General features: G+C 67.3%; 20 protein-coding genes. 14 read left to right on the top strand and 6 right to left on the bottom strand.

Annotated features, from left to right (window positions below; all coding sequences use genetic code 11):
* Both ligD and C0461_RS05685 read left to right on the top strand, forming a co-directional pair.
* On the top strand, window positions 1–2294 hold a 2294-nt coding region (ligD, locus tag C0461_RS05690; protein WP_292104737.1), incomplete at its 5' end, for a DNA ligase D.
* Window positions 2295–2354: 60 nt separating this feature from the next.
* Window positions 2355–2528, top strand: a complete 174-nt coding sequence (locus C0461_RS05685) for a DUF1328 family protein (protein WP_292104736.1) — start codon at window positions 2355–2357, stop codon at window positions 2526–2528.
* Between the two features lie 15 nt (window positions 2529–2543).
* Here the strand turns inward: C0461_RS05685 and C0461_RS05680 are convergent, their stop codons facing one another.
* The 3 genes from C0461_RS05680 to C0461_RS05670 all read right to left on the bottom strand — a co-directional run bounded on the left by C0461_RS05680 (window position 2544) and on the right by C0461_RS05670 (window position 6778).
* Entirely contained in the window at window positions 2544–3245 is a 702-nt protein-coding gene (locus tag C0461_RS05680; protein WP_292104734.1) for a TorF family putative porin, read from the bottom strand.
* A 38-nt stretch (window positions 3246–3283) separates the two neighbouring features.
* Window positions 3284–4210, bottom strand: a complete 927-nt coding sequence (locus C0461_RS05675; RefSeq protein WP_292104733.1) for a nitronate monooxygenase family protein — start codon at window positions 4208–4210, stop codon at window positions 3284–3286.
* Window positions 4211–4735: 525 nt separating this feature from the next.
* Window positions 4736–6778: a lytic transglycosylase domain-containing protein gene (locus C0461_RS05670; protein ID WP_292104732.1), complete on the bottom strand. Its 2043-nt coding sequence runs from the start codon at window positions 6776–6778 to the stop codon at window positions 4736–4738.
* A 111-nt stretch (window positions 6779–6889) separates the two neighbouring features.
* Between C0461_RS05670 and dapA the strand changes: the two genes are divergently transcribed.
* Together dapA and smpB are read left to right on the top strand one after the other, a co-directional pair.
* On the top strand, window positions 6890–7777 hold the full coding sequence (gene dapA / locus C0461_RS05665; RefSeq protein ID WP_292104731.1) for a 4-hydroxy-tetrahydrodipicolinate synthase: 888 nt from the start codon (window positions 6890–6892) through the stop codon (window positions 7775–7777).
* Entirely contained in the window at window positions 7777–8241 is a 465-nt protein-coding gene (smpB, locus tag C0461_RS05660) for an SsrA-binding protein SmpB (RefSeq protein ID WP_292104729.1), read from the top strand. Before dapA ends, smpB begins: the two co-directional genes overlap by 1 nt.
* Before the next feature lie 8 nt (window positions 8242–8249).
* On the opposite strand, the gene C0461_RS05655 is transcribed toward smpB, so the two are convergent.
* The 3 genes from C0461_RS05655 to C0461_RS05645 all read right to left on the bottom strand — a co-directional run bounded on the left by C0461_RS05655 (window position 8250) and on the right by C0461_RS05645 (window position 9688).
* Window positions 8250–8441, bottom strand: coding sequence for a hypothetical protein (locus tag C0461_RS05655; protein ID WP_292104727.1), 192 nt, complete (start codon window positions 8439–8441; stop codon window positions 8250–8252).
* A 63-nt stretch (window positions 8442–8504) separates the two neighbouring features.
* Entirely contained in the window at window positions 8505–9152 is a 648-nt protein-coding gene (locus C0461_RS05650) for a uracil-DNA glycosylase (RefSeq protein ID WP_292104725.1), read from the bottom strand.
* Entirely contained in the window at window positions 9149–9688 is a 540-nt protein-coding gene (locus C0461_RS05645; protein ID WP_292104723.1) for an NYN domain-containing protein, read from the bottom strand. The genes C0461_RS05650 and C0461_RS05645 overlap by 4 nt, the downstream gene beginning before the upstream one ends.
* Between C0461_RS05645 and folK the strand changes: the two genes are divergently transcribed.
* The 10 genes from folK to lepB all read left to right on the top strand — a co-directional run bounded on the left by folK (window position 9687) and on the right by lepB (window position 16904).
* Window positions 9687–10250: a 2-amino-4-hydroxy-6-hydroxymethyldihydropteridine diphosphokinase gene (gene folK / locus C0461_RS05640; protein ID WP_292104722.1), complete on the top strand. Its 564-nt coding sequence runs from the start codon at window positions 9687–9689 to the stop codon at window positions 10248–10250. The genes C0461_RS05645 and folK overlap by 2 nt on opposite strands.
* Window positions 10247–10624 carry a hypothetical protein gene (locus C0461_RS05635; protein WP_292104720.1) on the top strand — a complete coding sequence of 126 codons (378 nt, stop codon included), beginning with the start codon at window positions 10247–10249 and terminating at the stop codon, window positions 10622–10624. Before folK ends, C0461_RS05635 begins: the two co-directional genes overlap by 4 nt.
* A gap of 98 nt (window positions 10625–10722) precedes the next feature.
* Window positions 10723–11082 (top strand): DNA-directed RNA polymerase subunit omega, encoded by a 360-nt coding sequence (gene rpoZ / locus C0461_RS05630; RefSeq protein ID WP_021698448.1) that lies wholly within the window; start codon window positions 10723–10725, stop codon window positions 11080–11082.
* A 122-nt stretch (window positions 11083–11204) separates the two neighbouring features.
* Window positions 11205–13361: a bifunctional (p)ppGpp synthetase/guanosine-3',5'-bis(diphosphate) 3'-pyrophosphohydrolase gene (locus C0461_RS05625; RefSeq protein ID WP_292104716.1), complete on the top strand. Its 2157-nt coding sequence runs from the start codon at window positions 11205–11207 to the stop codon at window positions 13359–13361.
* Between the two features lie 34 nt (window positions 13362–13395).
* On the top strand, window positions 13396–13620 hold the full coding sequence (locus tag C0461_RS05620) for a ribbon-helix-helix protein, CopG family (protein WP_292104714.1): 225 nt from the start codon (window positions 13396–13398) through the stop codon (window positions 13618–13620).
* Window positions 13604–13867 carry a type II toxin-antitoxin system RelE/ParE family toxin gene (locus tag C0461_RS05615; protein WP_292104713.1) on the top strand — a complete coding sequence of 88 codons (264 nt, stop codon included), beginning with the start codon at window positions 13604–13606 and terminating at the stop codon, window positions 13865–13867. Before C0461_RS05620 ends, C0461_RS05615 begins: the two co-directional genes overlap by 17 nt.
* 40 nt (window positions 13868–13907) lie before the next feature.
* Window positions 13908–14495 (top strand): orotate phosphoribosyltransferase, encoded by a 588-nt coding sequence (gene pyrE, locus C0461_RS05610; RefSeq protein WP_292104711.1) that lies wholly within the window; start codon window positions 13908–13910, stop codon window positions 14493–14495.
* Between the two features lie 62 nt (window positions 14496–14557).
* Window positions 14558–15313, top strand: a complete 756-nt coding sequence (locus tag C0461_RS05605) for a pyridoxine 5'-phosphate synthase (protein ID WP_292104709.1) — start codon at window positions 14558–14560, stop codon at window positions 15311–15313.
* Window positions 15310–15735 (top strand): holo-ACP synthase, encoded by a 426-nt coding sequence (acpS, locus tag C0461_RS05600; protein WP_292104707.1) that lies wholly within the window; start codon window positions 15310–15312, stop codon window positions 15733–15735. Before C0461_RS05605 ends, acpS begins: the two co-directional genes overlap by 4 nt.
* Before the next feature lie 284 nt (window positions 15736–16019).
* On the top strand, window positions 16020–16904 hold the full coding sequence (gene lepB, locus C0461_RS05595) for a signal peptidase I (RefSeq protein ID WP_292104739.1): 885 nt from the start codon (window positions 16020–16022) through the stop codon (window positions 16902–16904).
* Window positions 16905–16906 lie beyond the last annotated feature (2 nt).

Genomic DNA, 16906 nt, shown 5'->3' with positions numbered 1-16906 from the left:
AGGACCACCCCATGGACTACGGCGGCTTCGAGGGCACGATCCCGGCGGGCAACTACGGCGCCGGCACGGTGCAGATGTGGGACGAGGGCGTCTGGACGCCGCAGGATGAGGATCTGGACGCGGCCTTCGAGAAGGGCGTGGTCAAGCTGACGCTGGAGGGCGAACGGCTGAAGGGGGGCTGGGCGCTGATCCGGCTGAAGTCGGACCGGGGCCGGCCCACCAAGCGGAACAACTGGCTGCTCATCAAGGAGAAGGACGAGCACGCGGTGGACGGGGAGGGCGACGCCCTGGCCGAGATCGACGCCTCGGTGACCACGGGCCGCAGTCTGGCGGAGATCGCGGGCGGCGATGCCGAGTGGACGTCCTCCAAGCCGACCGGGCGCAAGGCGCCCGCGAAACCTAGGGTCTCGAAGGCCAGGACGAGCACGGGCAAGGGCCCGCCCGCCTTCACGCCGATCCAGCTGTGCAAGGTCGCAGACAATCCGCCCGGCGCGTCGGGCTGGGCCCACGAGATCAAGTTCGACGGCTACCGCATCCAGGTGGCCGTGGGCGGCGGCAAGTCGAAGCTGTACACCCGCAGCGGGCTGGACTGGTCGGCGAAGTTCCCGGCGCTGGCCAAGCAGGCGGCGAACTGGCCGGACGGGGTCATCGACGGGGAGCTGTGCGCCCTGGACGACGATCACATGCCGGACTTTTCGGCGTTGCAGACGGCTATCTCGGAAGGGCGGACCGACGACCTGATCTATTTCGCCTTCGACCTGCTGTTCGAGGGGGCGGAGGACCTGCGGGGCCTGCCGCTGGCCAAACGCAAGGCGCGGCTTCAGGCCTATGTGGACCGGGCGGGGAAGGCGGGGCCGGGCCTGCGGTTCGTGGAGCATTTCGCGACGACCGGTCAGGCGGTGCTGGACAGTGCGTGTCGCATGGATCTGGAAGGGGTGATCTCCAAGAAGCTGGACGCGCCGTACCGGGCGGGTCGGCAGGCCAGCTGGGTGAAGTCCAAATGCCGGGGCCGAGACGAGGTGATTATCGGCGGCTGGTCGTCGGAGAAGGGGACGCGGTTCCGTTCACTGCTGGTGGGCGTCAGGGAGGGGAAGGGCTTGCGCTATCTGGGCCGGGTGGGCACGGGCTACAGCGCGGCGCTGACCAAGGTGCTGGTTCCGGCGCTGAAGGCGGCGGCCTCGGACGACAGCCCCTTCGCCGGCAAGACCGCGCCCAGGGGGGGGCGGGAGATCCACTGGGTCAAGCCGGTGCTGGTGGCCGAGATCGAGCATGGGGGCTTCACCGAAAACGGCACCCTGCGCCACGCCGCCTACAAGGGCCTGCGCGAGGACAAGGCGCCGAAGGACGTGACAGACGCGCCCCAGCCCCCTGCGAAGACGGTAAGTGCGAAGGGCAAGGTTGTTGTGGCGGGGGTGACCATCTCCAGCCCCGACAAGCCCCTGTGGCCCGCCCATGGGGGCGAGGCCGCGATCACCAAGGCGGATCTGGCGCGCTACATGGAGATGGCGGCTGAACGGATCCTGCCTCATGTGGCGGATCGGCCCACCTCGATCATCCGGGCGCCGGACGGGATCAACGGGGAGACCTTCTTCCAGCGCCACGCCATGAAGGGCGCGAGCCCGCGGCTGAAGCTGATCGATGTGAAGCAGCGGACCCCCTATCTGGCCGCCTCCGATGTGGGCGGGCTGGTCGCCATCGCCCAGTCGGGGGGCATCGAGCTGCACCCCTGGGGCTGCAAGCCCGGCGACCCGGAGACGCCCGAGCAGCTGACCTTCGATCTGGACCCCGACGAGGGACTGGATTTCGAGGACGTCATCGCCGCGGCGAAGGACGTGAAGGCGGCGCTGGAGGCGCTGGGCCTGAACCCGTTCGTGAAGACGACGGGCGGCAAGGGGCTGCATGTGGTCGTCCCGATCAGGGCGGACGGGCGCAGCCGGGTGGAATGGGATCAGGCCAAGGCCTTCGCCAAGGCGGTCTGCGAGCAAGTGCGGGACGCGGCGCCGGACCGTTACACCACGACGCTTTCCAAGAAGGCGCGGGGCGGGAAGATTTTTCTGGACTACCTGCGCAACGGGCGCATGGCGACGGCGGCGGCGCCGTGGTCAGCGCGGGCCCGGCCGTGGGCGACCATCGCCTTTCCCCTGTCGTGGGGGCAGGTGTGCAAGGGGCTGGACCCGAAGGCCTACACCCTGCGCACCGCGCCGGCCCTGCTGAAGAAGCCCGATCCCTGGAAGGATTTCAGGAAAGGCGAGGTGTCGCTGCGGCCCATCCTCAAGAAGGTGGGCGTAGGCTAGACGCATTCTGGAACGGTCCCGTCTGCGCGCCGTTTCTCCGTCTTCAAAAAGGAGAACGACATGCTGAAGTGGGCGCTGATTTTCGCCGTTATCGCTGTAATCGCCGGGCTTGCCGGCTTCACAGGCATCGCCGGCGCCGCCGCCGGTATCGCTCAATTCCTCGCCATCGCCGCCCTCGTGGTATTCGTGGTGCTGCTGGTGCTGGGATTCACGGTGGCCAAGAAGGTCACCTGACCGGGCAGGCCGGGATCAGAACGCCAGCCTGATCTCGGCCACCAGGGCGTCGTCGTACTTGTTGTCTGCGGGGAGATTCACGTCGGTGTCGTACCAGCGCACGTCCAGCTCCAGATTCCGGGTCAGGGCGTAGGTCGCGCCGACGTTCCAGCCGGTATAGTCGACACTGTTGCGCTGCTCCCGCCGCCCGATGGCCGCAGTGCCTTCAAGGCGCGGAGTGAACTCCCAGCCCACGCGGGCCTCGACCCAGCTGAAGCTTCCCGTCGATCCGATCGCGTCAGGCGAATACTGATACTGCAGCCGCGCACTGGCCGGGCCTATGGAGCGCGACATGTTGGCGGTGAATTCCCAGGCGTCATCGTCCGCGCCGGGAACGGAGTCGACCAGCCATTTGTGGGCGGCGTTGATATCGAAGTCGAAGCCGGCGAACTGCGGGGCCCAGCCGACCAGCAGCCTGGACTCCCAATCCGCGCCGTTGGAATCAACGCCCTCGATCGAGCCCGAGATATAGACGTCGCCCGTGCCCGGGGCCCAGTCCACGATGCCGTAGGCATAGGCCTCGCCGTTGGTCTTGGAGGCGTTCTTGGAGCGGTTGTCGGTGCCGGCCCCGAACTCGAGTCCGAAGCCGTCGGGCAGGCTGACCCCGCCGTCCTGGGCCGATGCGGCGGTGGCGGACAGACCGACGAGGGCGGCGGTCACAATGGCGGTGCGGAGCATGAGACGACTCAGGGGTTGTTGGCGGTGTGTCGCCGCCATTAACTCCGCTTTCTGACGAATTTATCACAAGCCGATACAAATTCGTCATTCAGTCTGCGGATGAGTTCGGCTGTGGTCGGAATGTCATGGACGCCGCCCGCGCCCTGACCGGCGGACCAGACCGTCTTCCAGGCCCGCGCCTCCTCGCCCATGTCCAGCTTGTGCTCGGGCAGGGACTTGGGATCGATGCCGTTGGCGACCAGCGACGGGGTCAGGAAATTGGCCGGAATGCCCGACACCGCCGGGGTGTAGGTGACGTCGGAAGCTCCGGCGTCCACGATCATCTGCTTGTATTCCGGCTGGGCCAGGCTTTCGGTCGTGGCGATGAACCGGGTGCCCATATAGGCGAAGTCGGCGCCCATCATGAGGGCGGCGGCCACGTCCTGACCCGTCGACAGACAGCCGGACAGGATGATGGTTCCGTCGAAGAAGGACCGCACCTCATTGACCAGGGCGAAGGGATTCACCACCCCCGCATGGCCGCCCGCGCCATTGGCCACCAGGATCAGGCCATCGACGCCCGCCTCGGCCGCCTTGCGCGCATGACGCACATTGGCGATGTCATGGAACACCACCCCGCCATAACCATGCACCGCTTCCACCACATCACGCACCGCGCCGAGCGAGGTGATGATCAGGGGCACCTGATGCTCCACCGACACCATCATGTCGGCCATCAGGCGGGGATTGGTGGGGTGGACGATGTGGTTGACGCCGAAGGGGGCGGCGTCGGGCTTCAGCCGCTCCTTGATCTCAACGAGCCAGTCCCGATAGCCCTCGGTGGTGCGCTGGTTCAGGGACGGGAAGGTGCCGATCATGCCGGCATTGCACGTCTCCACCACCAGATCCGGGCCGGACACGAGGAACATGGGTGCGGCGATGACGGGGAGGGTGAGGTTCTTGTCCAGCGAAGCGGGAATGGCCACGAGCGTCTCCTGGGTTTCGTTTCAATACGCATAGCGGCCTGTCGCGGCGTAAGGCAATGCGCGGCCGCAGGAAGCGGCGCCTTTGGTTCACCTGTTGCACTCCCCGATCAAAAAACAGTGCAATTGGAGTGCAACGGGGCGGCAAAAACAGGGTCTGAATTGTCTGAATTGTCGGAAACCGCCTCCGCCCCACTACAGCGGGCGCCATTATAGGCGTTGCGCGGCAGGCGGGTGAAAAAGACGCGCCCCGGGGCAGGAGCCGTTGTTTTCAGGGGCGTTTCGCGCGGCGAAATGCGGGCTTAAGTCGGCAAATCCTCCCCCGATGGGGGAGGTGGCGCGGGCGCTCAGCGCCCGTGACGGAGGGGGCTGAAGCCGGGCTGAGCGTGTGGAGGTGGGCTGGACCGCTGATGGCGCGCGGCGGACGAACATCCAGACTGCCGGCCAGCCCCCTCCACCATGCTTCGCATGGTCCCCCTCCCCCGATGGGGGAGGATTTCCGGTCTGGCGCGGCCTCTCGTCGGGTCCTTACTGCGGCTGATAGGGCTGTGGGCCCGAGCGGTAGCCGGTTCCTCGCGCCAGATCCTCGGACAGGCGCAGTTCCGCCGTGCCGCCGTTCAGGCGGGCGCGGTAGATCTGCACATTCTCCATGACCCGCATCATGTAGTTGCGCGTCTCGGTAAAGGGCACGCACTCGATGAAGTCGGGCGGCGAGGTCGCGCCGCCGCGCGGGTCGCCGCAGCGAGCGGTCCATTGGTCGGGCCGGGCCGGGCCGGCGTTGTAGCCGACGGCGGACAGCAGCCATGACCCGCCGAACCGGTTGGCCAGTTCCTGCAGGTGGTAGCTGCCGAGCTGCATGTTGTAGTCGGCTTCCCACAGGCGCTCGGGGCTGTAGGGCAGTCCCATACGGCGCGCCACGCCCGAGGCGGTTGCGGGCAGGAACTGCATCATGCCGCGCGCGTCGGCGTGGGACCGGGCGCGAGGATCAAAGCTGCTTTCCTGCCGGGTGATGGCCAGGGTGAACTCAATAGGTGCGGCGCCCGGTACGGCGGTGGGAATCTGGATCGGATACTGGCGCTCGGGCAGCAGGAAGCCGCGCTGGCTGGCGGCGCGGCCGATCATCATGGAGGTGAACCACTCGCCGTAGCCGCGCGACATGTCGATCAACTGGGCCAGCTCCATGGGCCCCTCGACGATGTCATCGGCGTGATAGACGAAGGTGTTGAACAGGCCGCCTTCGCCCGCCTCGGCTACTATGCGTGCGGCGCGCACCAGCTCCAGCGCCTCGAATCGTGCGCGATCGGCGTCGGTGGGGTCGGGGTCGCCGGGCAGGGTGATGGTGGTCTGGCCCGCCTTCTCTGCGGCCAGCTGGCCATAGAAGCTCTGGATGTGCCGGGCGCCCTGGGCGTACCAGCCCTGGGCCCCTTGCGCGTCGCCCGCCGCCTCGGCCGCGCGGCCCAGCCAGTACAGGGCGCGCCCCTGGGTGATGGGGGTGGACGACATCTGGCGCAGGGCTTCGAAGTGGCGCGCTGCGGTCGTCGGATCATTCAGCCGGGTCAGGGCGACCCAGCCGGCGAAGAACTCAGCGTCAACCGCGCGCTCGCCTCGCTGGAAACCATGGCCGGCCATAGAGTTGTAGGCGGCCTGCCAGTTGCGGACCTGAAGGGCGTCCAGGAAATAGTTGCGCCGCTCGGTCCACAGGGTGTTCTGGCCTGAGGTGTGGCTGGGGGCGGGCGGCAGGTACTGCAGCAGGGGGTAGGCTTCGGACTGTCGGCTCTGGGACCTCAGGAGGCGAACCCGCTCCAGCACAATGCCGGAGTCCCGGGCATGGCTCATGGGCAGGCCGGCGACGACCGTGTCCGGCGCATAGGCGCTGCGCAGGGTCATGTGGGCGTTGGCGATCGCGCGCCGCTCGGGCGAGGCCAGATTGACCATCTGGTTGGTGGCGGGGCCGTGCGGCCCCAGCAGCAGCATGGAGAGGCGCGTGTCGTGGTCGTCCTGGGTCAGGTAACGGCCGAAGCGGTCCAGCATGCGTTGCTGCTCCGGGGCCTCGAAGGACTCGTCGCGCCACCAGGTGCGGACCAGGGTGCGGGCTTCCTCGGCGCGCCCCGACTGCTCCAGGGCTCCGGCGAGAGCCAGAGCCCCCTGAACGGTGGTGGGCCGGGTCTCCCCGAAGAAGGACAGGACGACGTCGGCGGGCATGGCCGCGCGTTCCAGCGCCACTTCGCCGTGGGCGCGGCGCGTGTCGTAACGGGGCCAGTCGGCCATACCGGCGTTTGCAGCGGCGAGGGCGGCGTAGCTGAGCTGATCACCCGCCGTGTCGATCAGGGCCCACTCGACCAGCTTGCGCGCCACCGGGTCGCTGATGCGGGCGGCGGCGTCCTGGGCGCGGATCACGTCACGGGCCCGGGCGGCGGACAGTCCCTCGCGGAACAGGGCCATATCCGCTGCGCTGATGGAGGCGGCGCCCTGATAGGCCCGGGTGACCGCCGGCTGGCCCGCCACCTGCTCATAGGGCACGGGTTGCGCCACGCCGGAGGCGAGGAGGGCTGCGATCAGCTGTACGAACATGATAAGTCCCGGTCCCATCATCAGTGTTGCGGCGGCCGCCGTGGCGACCTATTCCCGTTGTCCATCAAGGCGCTCGCCGCCTCCATTCTCACGCCTGGACTGCTATCCGACATGACTGCTCCCCTGTTCAAGGGCGTCATCACCGCCCTGATCACACCTCTTCGTGACGGAAAGGTGGACGAAGCCGCCTTCACCGCCCTGGTGGAGCGCCAGATCGCCGCCGGCGTGCATGGGCTGGTCCCCATGGGCACCACGGGTGAAAGCGCGAGCCTGCATCCCGAAGAACACCAAAGGGTGGTTGAACTGTGCGTGAACGTCGCCGCCGGGCGGGCGCGCGTCATCGCCGGGGCCGGCGCCTCGGCCACCGACAAGGCCATCGATCTGGCCCGTCACGCCAAGGCGGTCGGCGCCGACGGCGCGCTGGTCGTCACGCCCTATTACAACCGGCCGAGCCAGGAGGGGCTGTTCCAGCACTTCCACGCTGTCGCCGAAGCGGTGCAACTGCCCGTCCTGCTCTACAATGTGCCGGGACGCACCGGCGTGGACCTGGCCAACGAGACGGTGGAACGGCTGGCGGCGCATCCCAACATCGTCGGCATCAAGGACGCCACGGGCGACATGGGCCGGATCAGCCGCATGCGCGCGGCGCCGGCCATGGACGGATTCGCCCTGATATCGGGGGATGACCCCAGCTGGCTGGGCTACATGGCGCACGGCGGTCACGGGGTGATCTCCGTCACCGCAAACGTGGCGCCCGAGGGGATGGTGGCCCTGCATGACGCGGTGATGAGCGGCGATCTGGAGAGCGCGCGCCTGTGGCAGGACCGGCTGATCGCCCTGCACCGGGCCCTGTTCCTGGATGCGTCCCCGGCGCCGTCCAAATACGCCCTGGCGCGGCTGGGCCTGTGCGGCGAGGAGCTGCGTCTGCCGCTGGTGTCCTGCAACGACGCGGTGAAGCCCGCCATTGACGAGGCCATGCGCACGGCGGGGCTGATCTGATGGCGGAGAGCCCCACCAAGACCATCGCCGAGAACCGGCGCGCCCGCTTCGACTATTTCCTCGAGGACCACATGGAGGCGGGCATCGCCTTGCTGGGCACCGAGATCAAGGCGCTGCGCGACGGCCGGGCCAACATCGCGGAGTCCTATGCGGCGGTTGAGGGGCGCGAGATCGTGCTGATCAACGCCGACATTCCGCCCTACAAGCAGGCCAACCGCTTCAACCACGAGCCGCGCCGTCACCGGAAGCTGCTGCTGCACAGAAAGCAGATCGACAAGCTGATCGGCGCCGTCCAGCGCGAGGGCCGCACCATCATTCCGGTGCGGCTGTATCTCAACGAAAAGGGCAAGGCCAAGCTGGAGATCGCCCTGGCCAAGGGCAAGAAAATCCACGACAAGCGCGAGGCGGTGGCCGAGCGCGACTGGCAGCGGGACAAGGCCCGGCTGATGCGCGACAAGGGCTGACCCGCCGGTCAGGCGGCGCCGATGGGCCGGGCGTCCATCACCCCCGCCGGGGCGTCGAAGCCACGGCCGGTCTCATAGGTTCCCAGATAGGGCCTGGGATTCAGCAGGGTGATGGCCGCGACCACGGCAATGGCGACGACAAGAGCGGTCAGGGCGACGCGCTTTTCCCTGCGGGTGAAAGTTCTCTGATTGCCAGTCATATCCGTTGCTCCCTCAGCGGAACATCAACGGAGAAGGCCTGATTCGCGTTCCCGGCGCTGCTGTCAGTTCGTGACGGTGAGCGCCTGACGTGCCCTTTTGAACACATCCTCGAACATGGCCGGGGTCAGGCGGCCGGTGTTCGTGTTGAGGCGGGAGCAGTGATAGCTGTTGATCAGGCGATAGGGCCCGACGTCGGCCTCCACGCCATGGCCCGCGGGCGCCGCCGAGGCGGGCAGGCCCAGGGTCTTCAGTACATTGCGACGCGACACGTCGCCGAGGGTGACGATCACCTTCAGGCGGGGCAGGGCGGCCAGCCGGTCGATCAGGAACGGGCGGCAGGTCTTTTCCTCGATCGGCAGAGGCTTGTTGCCCGGCGGGGCGCAGCGGACGGCGTTGGTGATCATGCAGTCCAGCAACTCCAGGCCGTCGTCGCGCCGGGCGTCGTAACGCCCCCGTGCGAAGCCGGTCTTGAGCAGGGTTTCGTACAGCAGCCACCCCGCGTGATCGCCGGTGAACGGCCGACCGGTGCGGTTCGCGCCCGTGCGGCCGGGCGCCAGGCCCACTACCAGCAGCCGCGCCTGGGGATCGCCGAAGGAGGGGGCCGCGCCGTTGAACCAGTCCGGGTTCTGCGCCTCGTTCTCGGCCCGGTATTCGACCAGACGGGGGCACAGCGGGCATTTGACGGGCGGTTCGGGGATCAGAGCCTTCATGCCTCGCGGCTCGGCCGTCCGAACACGTCCATCAGGTCGGACAGATCCACGAACTGGTCCGCCGCGCGGCGCAGTTCGTCAGCGGCCTGGGGCGGCTGGCTCTTGAGGGTGGAGACAACGCTGACCCGCACGCCCTTGTCCTGCACAGCCTCCACAAGGCGCCGGAAATCGCCGTCGCCCGAGAACAGCACCGCATGATCGATGTTCGGCGCCATGGAGAGCATGTCCACGGCGATCTCCACGTCCATGTTGCCCTTGGTGCGGGTGTGGCCGGAGGCGTCGGTGTAGCGCTTGACCGGCTTGGTCACCATGGTGAAGCCGTTGTAGTCCAGCCAGTCCACAAGAGGACGGATTGGTGAATACTCTTCGCCCTCAACGATGGCCGTGTAATAGTAGGCGCGAACCAGAACGCCGTTTGACCGGAAGAAATCGATCAGCTTTTTGAAGTCCATGTCCGCGTTGAGCGACCTGGCGGCCGAATACAGATTGGCGCCGTCGATGAACAGCGCGATGCGATCCGTCGGATAGAAATGCATGACTGAAAATCCGCAAAATATCGAGACCGCCGACGACCCGGACATGCCTGTCGGCGGCGAGGAAGCAGTGGTGATCGCACTGGGCTCCAATGACAAGGGGGTCTGGCCCTCATGCGTCGATCTTCTGGAGGCCGCGATCGCCCGTTTCCGGGCGGAAGGCATTGATGTTCTGGCGCTGTCGTCGTGGTGGCGCTCCGCCGCCTGGCCCGATCCGTCGGACCCGCCCTTCGTCAACGGCGTGGCCGTCATCTCCACCGCCCATGACCCCCACGCCCTGATGGCGGCGCTGGGGCGGTTGGAGGAAGCGTTCGGACGGGAGCGTGGCCGGATCAACGCACCGCGCAGTCTGGACCTGGATATGATCGCCTACGGCCGTCTCAGCGGCGATCTGGACGGCCTGATCCTGCCGCACCCCCGGGCGGCCGAGCGCCTTTTCGTCATGGGTCCGCTGGCGGAGATCGCGCCGGAGTGGCTGCATCCAACGGCGGCGAAGACGGCGAAGGCGCTGGCTGAAAGCTGCAAAGTCGGAACGGACGCCAAACCCATGGGAGCAGTGACGTGATCGGTTCAATCCTGGGACTGGCCTCGTTGCTCGTACTTTTTCAGGAACCCGGCTCGACCGCGCCGACGGGGCATCAAACATGGGACGTTGCGGATCGGAGCGTCCGCTTCACATCGACGAGCCGTTTGTCAGCCGTTTCATTGCCCGGAAGCCTGACGGGCGTTTTCATAATCACGTTGGATTGCCGGATCGATGACCGGGGAAGGCTGGTGGACTGCGATACCGCTGAGCAGGACCCGCCAAATCCCGATCTGCGACGCTACGCGGTGCGGGGTATTCGAAATATTCGGGTGGATTTCCATGAGGAAGGGCCATCCCCTGATGATCGGCTGTTAATTCCTGTGCGGCTGCATGGGTATCTGGTCGTACGCTAGCGTCAGAAGTGACATCCGGCATCGCTTGTTTGGCGTTGCACAATCATGCTGAACCCTCTATTTTCCCCGGTTCTCCCCAAGCCCCTCCGAGGATATTCATGGCCCGCGTCACCGTCGAAGACTGCATCGAGAAGGTTCCGAACCGCTTCGGACTGGTCCTGCTGGCCGGTCACCGCGCGCGCGGCATCTCGAACGGCGCCGCCCTGACTATCGACCGCGACAACGACAAGAACCCTGTCGTGGCGCTGCGCGAGCTGGCCGACGACACCGTGGTTCCGGACGATCTGCAGGAGAATCTCATCACCACGCTGCAGCGCGTGGATGAGCGCACCGAAGCCGAGGACGAGGCCGAGACCGTGGCCCTGCTGGCCGAGCCCCAGCACATGAACATGGCCGAGCAGGAGCTGATCCGCGCCCTGCAGAGCGACCGCGACGGCGGCCAGGAGGATCGATACTGACGCCCGCGCCAGCCGACGGAGTCACCATTTCCCCGGCGCTGTCCCAGGCGTCCACGCCGGGTCCCGAGACTGCAAGCTCTGAACGGGCCGAGGCGAAACCCGCCCCGGCCCGTTCGCGCGTCATGCGCCAGTTTGAGCTGGTCGATGCGGTCAAGGCCTACGACCCCACCGCAGACGAGGGCCTGCTGAATCGGGCCTATGTCTACGCCATGAAGATGCACGGCTCGCAGTTGCGGGCCTCGGGCGACCCCTATTTCGCCCATCCGATCCAGGTGGCGGGAATCCTCACCGACTATCGCCTGGATACGGCCACCATCGTCACCGCCTTGCTGCACGACGTGGTGGAGGACACCTCGGCCACCCGCGACGACATCGCCGCCATGTTCGGCGAGGAGGTGGCGGGTCTGGTGGAGGGCGTCACCAAGCTGTCGCGGCTGGAACTTCAGGCCGAGCACACCCGCCAGGCCGAGAACCTGCGTAAATTCATCCTCGCCATCTCCAAGGACGTGCGGGTGTTGCTGGTGAAGCTGGCCGACCGCCTGCACAACATGCGCACCCTGGAGTTCGTGAAGCCCGAGAAGCGCGAACGCATCAGCCGCGAGACGCTGGAGGTCTATGCGCCTCTGGGCCGCTCCATCGGCATTCACCGCATCGCCACCGAACTTGAAGAACTGGCCTTCGAGCACCTGAACCCGACGGCCCGCACCGCCATCGAGCGGCGGCTGGAGGCGCTGCGTCTTGAACATGGCCGCGCCGTCCAGGGGGTGGCCCGCGAGGTTCAGACGGTGCTGGAGGAGGCGGGCATCAAGGCCCGCGTGTTCGGCCGCGAAAAGACGCCCTATTCCATCTGGCGCAAGCTGCAGAGGAAGGCGCTGGGCTTTTCGGCCCTGTCCGACATCTATGGCTTTCGGGTGCTTGTGGAGAGTGAGGACGACTGCTACCGGGCGCTGGGCGTCATCCACCGGGCATGGCCCATGGTGCCGGAGCGGTTCAAGGACCTGATCTCCACGCCCAAGTCGAACAACTACCGCAGCCTGCACACCACCGTGGTCGGTCCGTCGGGCCTGCGCATCGAGATGCAGATCCGCACCGAGACCATGGACCGCGTGGCCGAAGAGGGCGTGGCGGCCCACTGGCGTTACAAGAACAAGTCCTATGGCTTCGACCGCGAGGCCATGGAGGAAGGGGGCGGCCGCGATCCCCTGTTGACCCTGCGCCATCTGGTGCAGGTGATCGAGCACGGCGAAGGCGGCGAGGACTGGGTCGAGCACGCCAAGCTGGAGATGTACCTGGACCAGGTCTTCGTCTTCACGCCCAAGGGGTCGCTGATCACCCTGCCGCGCGGGGCCATGGCGCTGGACTTCGCCTACGCCGTCCATACCGAGGTGGGCGACAGCGCCGTGGGCGTGAAGATCAACGGCGAGCTCAAGCCGATGCGCACGCCGATGCAGAACGGCGACGTGGTGGAGATTATCCGCGGCGCCAAGCCCGACATTCCCTCGGACTGGCGCTCGCTGACGGTCACCGGGCGCGCGCGTTCAGCCATTCGCCGCCATATCCGCCTGTCGGAGCGGGAGGAGTTCCAGAAGCTGGGCCGCGCCGCCCTGGATCAGGCCCTGGCCCGCGTAGACAAGGTGGCGAAGGACGTCTCGCTGAAGCCGGCGCTGGAGACCCTGGCCATCGAGCTCGAGGAGGATCTGTTCGAACAGATCGGCCGGGGCCAGGTCCAGGCCGGCAAGGTCGTGGGCGTCCTGTTTCCCAAGTTGAAGGCCTCCGGCCCCGAGCCGGTTGAGAAGAAGCGCATCGAAAGCGGTTCTGACGCGCGCCTCTATGTACGTGGCGGGGGTTTGCGTCCCGGCGTCAGCATCCATTTCGGCGCCTGCTGCTCGCCGGTGCCGGGCGACCGCATCGTCGGCATCATCGAGCCGGACAAGGGCCTGACCGTCCACACCATCGACTGCAACACCCTGGCGGATTTCGCAGACGACGACTCCGTCTGGGCCGACCTGCAATGGACGCCCCAGGCGGAGCAGGACGCGGTGGCCTCCACCCGTCTGGTGGCCACCATGCGCAATGCGCCGGGCGTGCTGGGCCAGGTGGCCACCGTCATCGGCGAGGCGGGCGGCAACATCCTGAACCTGAACATGACACACCGTCAGCAGGACTTCTTCGACATGGAGATCGATGTGGAGGTGGCCGACGCCCGCCACGCCACCCAGATCATCGCCGCCCTGCGGGCCAACCCCAGCGTCGACACCGTGGAGCGGGCGCGCGGCTGATTGGCCGGTTCTGCGGCCTGTGGTAGAGTGAACCATGATCAATGTGTCGATCCCCGACGAACTGGCAGAGCTGATCGCAAAGCTGCCGGCCGACTCCCGAGAGTCGCTGGACGCTTATCTGCGCGAGGCGATCGAAGACTATCTCTGGGAGCGGCAGGCCGGGGGCGTCGCCCTGAAAAGGCTCGAAGAGATCAGGGCCGGACGAGCCACGACGATCACCATGGACGAAATGAGAGCCAGGCTTGGACTGGTCGATTGAGTTCGACCGGGGCATCGAGAAATCGCTGTCTCGACTGTCATCCGTCAATCAACGAAGAATCCTCGACTTTCTGGATAATTGCGTGGCGAGCGGCGATCCGCGGGCGCGGGGAAAGGCCCTGCAAGGGCCGCTTTCGGGCCTCTGGTGCTACCGCGTCGGCGACTATCGTATTCTGGCTTTGATCGAGGACGCCCGCATGACGATCCTTGTTGTCGAAATCTCGCACCGAAGTCAGGTTTACCGCTGACCGCTTGCCGAAACCGCGCGGGCGGCTTAGGTCCGCAAGCATGACCTCCGACGACGTCCTTGAAGAATTCCGAGCCGCCGGCGCCCTGCGCGAAGGCCATTTCGTGCTGTCTTCTGGCCTGCACAGCCCGCTCTTCCTGCAGAAGAACCTGGTGTTCATGAACGCCGACCGCTGCGAGCGCCTGTGCAAGGCGCTGGCCGAGAAGGTGACCGCCGCCGTGGGGCCCGTGGACGTGGCGATCTCCCCCGCCGTGGGCGGCATCATCCCCGGCTACGAGACCGCGCGGCATCTGGGCGTGCCGTCCATGTATGTGGAGCGCGAGGGCGGGGAGTTCCGCCTGCGCCGGGGCTTCTCGGTGGAGCCGGGAGAAAAGGTCGTGATGGTCGAGGACATCGTCACCACCGGCCTGTCATCGCGCGAATGCATCGCCGCCATCCAGAAGGCGGGGGGCGAGGTGGTGGCCGCCGCCTGCATCGTGGACCGGTCCGGCGGACGCGCCGACGTGGGCGTGCCCCTGATCGCCCTGGCCACCCTGGACGTGCCCGCCTATCCCGCCGACGCCCTGCCGCCCGAACTGGCCGCCTTGCCGGTGGAGGATCCGGGCAGCCGTCGCCTGGCGAAAGCCTGAAAGAGTCCGCGCTCGCGCCGGACTGAAGAGACATGGCCCGTTTCGGGCGAGGAGAACGAGCGATGGCCGAGCGGGTCAGGCTGGGCGTCAACATCGACCATGTGGCTACTGTGCGGAACGCGCGGGGCGGCGTTCATCCCGATCCCGTGCGCGCGGCGCGTGAGGCGCTGGCGGCGGGCGCCGACGGCATCACCGCCCATCTGCGCGAGGACCGCCGCCACATCTCCGACGGCGACATCGACAGCCTGACCGACCTGCTGCGCGAACAGGCGCGGCCGCTCAATCTGGAGATGGCGGTGACCCAGGAGATGCTGGCCATCGCCCTGCACCATCGCCCGCGCGCCGTCTGTCTGGTGCCCGAAAAGCGCGAGGAGCGCACCACCGAGGGCGGGCTGGACGTGGTGGGCGGCCACAACTGGATCACGCCCTTCGTGGCGCAGCTGAATGACGCCGGCTCGCGGGTGTCCCTGTTCATCGGGCCTGACCCTGAACAGATCGACGCCGCCCACCGGACGGGCGCGGCGGTGGTTGAACTGCACACCGGGGCCTATTGCGACGCCTTCCGCGAGGGGCGTCAGGACGAGGCCGAGGCCGAGCTGGCCGCTCTTCGGTCCGGGGCGGCGCGGGCGACAGCGCTGGGGCTGGAGGTCCATGCGGGCCACGGCATCGACTACGACACCGTCGAGGCGATCGCTGGCATTCCCGAGGTTGCGGAGTTGAACATCGGGCATTTCCTGGTCGGGGAGGCCATCTTCGTGGGTCTGGAGGCCGCCATCTCGCGGATGCGCGGGCTGATGGACGAGGCGCGGGGCCTGTGATCATCGGCATCGGGGCGGACATGACCGATATCCGGCGCATCGAGGCGTCGCTGGAGCGGTTCGGGGACCGCTTCAAGCAGCGCTGTTTCACCGACATCGAACGGACCCGTTCGGATCGCAAGCCCGATGCGTCCTGGAGTTACGCCAAGCGGTTCTCGGCCAAGGAGGCCTGCGCCAAGGCCCTGGGCACCGGCATGCGGCGCGACGTCTACTGGCGCGACATGGGGGTGGTGAACCTGCCCTCGGGCCAGCCGACGCTGGCCCTGACCGGTCACGCGGCGGCGCATCTGGCGCGCCTGACCCCGCCCGGTCACGAACCGCGAATTCACCTGACGCTGTCTGATGAGCACCCTTACGCCCTGGCGTTCGTGGTGATCGAAGCCTTGCCCGCAACCCCGTCAACCATTACCGAAGGCGCCTGAACGACCGCGTCAAGCGGCGGGGATGGGCGTGAAAACCGATGACAGACAACGAAAAGCCGGACCGGGACGAAGATGACGCCATCGCGGCCGGCGCCCCGGCGGCCGATCAGCCGCCCACCGACGAGGGGGTGACCGCCTCCGCGCCCGAATTGGCCGAGACGCAGCCGCCTCTTGATGACGCGCAGGACGAGGGTTTCGCCGAACCCGTGGAGGAGACGCCCGCCGAGGCGCAAGAGTCGGTTCCCCCTGCCAATCCCGCCGAGCCGGAGACGCCCGATCAGGCCATGATGGCCGCGGCGGCCGCCGGGGCCACGACGGTCTCCGCCGTCGCCGGGACCAGCCAGACCCCGCCGCGCCCCATCTGGAGCGACAAGGGCGACGCGCCCTTCGATGACGAGCCCGTGGATCGTCCCGCCCGCTCGCAGGGCCGGCCGGTGAAGGTGAAGCCGCCCCAGAACGAGACGGTCGAGATCATCAAGACCATCGTCTACGCCCTGGCCATAGCCCTGGTCCTGCGGGTGCTGCTGTTCCAGCCCTTCACCATTCCCTCGGCGTCCATGGAGCCGAACCTCTATGAGGGCGACTACATCGTCGTGTCCAAGTGGAACTACGGCTACAGCCGCCATGCCATGCCATGGAGCCCGCCGCTGTTCGAGGGCCGCATCTTCGGCTCCCAGCCGGACCGGGGCGACGTGGTGGTGTTCAAGCTGCCCCAGGACAACCGCACCGACTACATCAAGCGCGTCATCGGCCTGCCCGGCGACCGCGTCCAGATGATCGGCGGCCTGCTGCACATCAATGGCCAGGCGGTGGAGAACGTCCCGGCCGGCTCCCTGCGCATCGACGGTCCGTTCGGGCCCATGGACGCGGCCCAGATTGACGAGACCCTGCCCGAGGGCCGCACCTTCCGCATCCAGGACTTCGGACGGGGCTTCGATCTGGACGACACCCAGGTGTTCGAGGTGCCTGCGGGCTACTACTTCATGATGGGCGACAACCGCGACAACTCCATCGACAGCCGCGCCGACGTGGGCCTGGTGCCGGAGGAGAACCTGGTCGGCAAGGCCCAGATCGTGCTGTTCTCGTGGGAGCCCGGCGCCTCGCTGTGGAACCCGGTCAGCTGGTTCGCCAACCTGCGGCCCAGCCGATTCTTCAAAGGTCTGAACTGATC

This window comes from Brevundimonas sp., assembly GCF_013823285.1.
Classification (GTDB): domain Bacteria; phylum Pseudomonadota; class Alphaproteobacteria; order Caulobacterales; family Caulobacteraceae; genus Brevundimonas.
The sequence above is the reverse complement of the archived record's forward strand: the minus strand, read 5'-3'. Positions and strand labels throughout refer to the sequence as shown.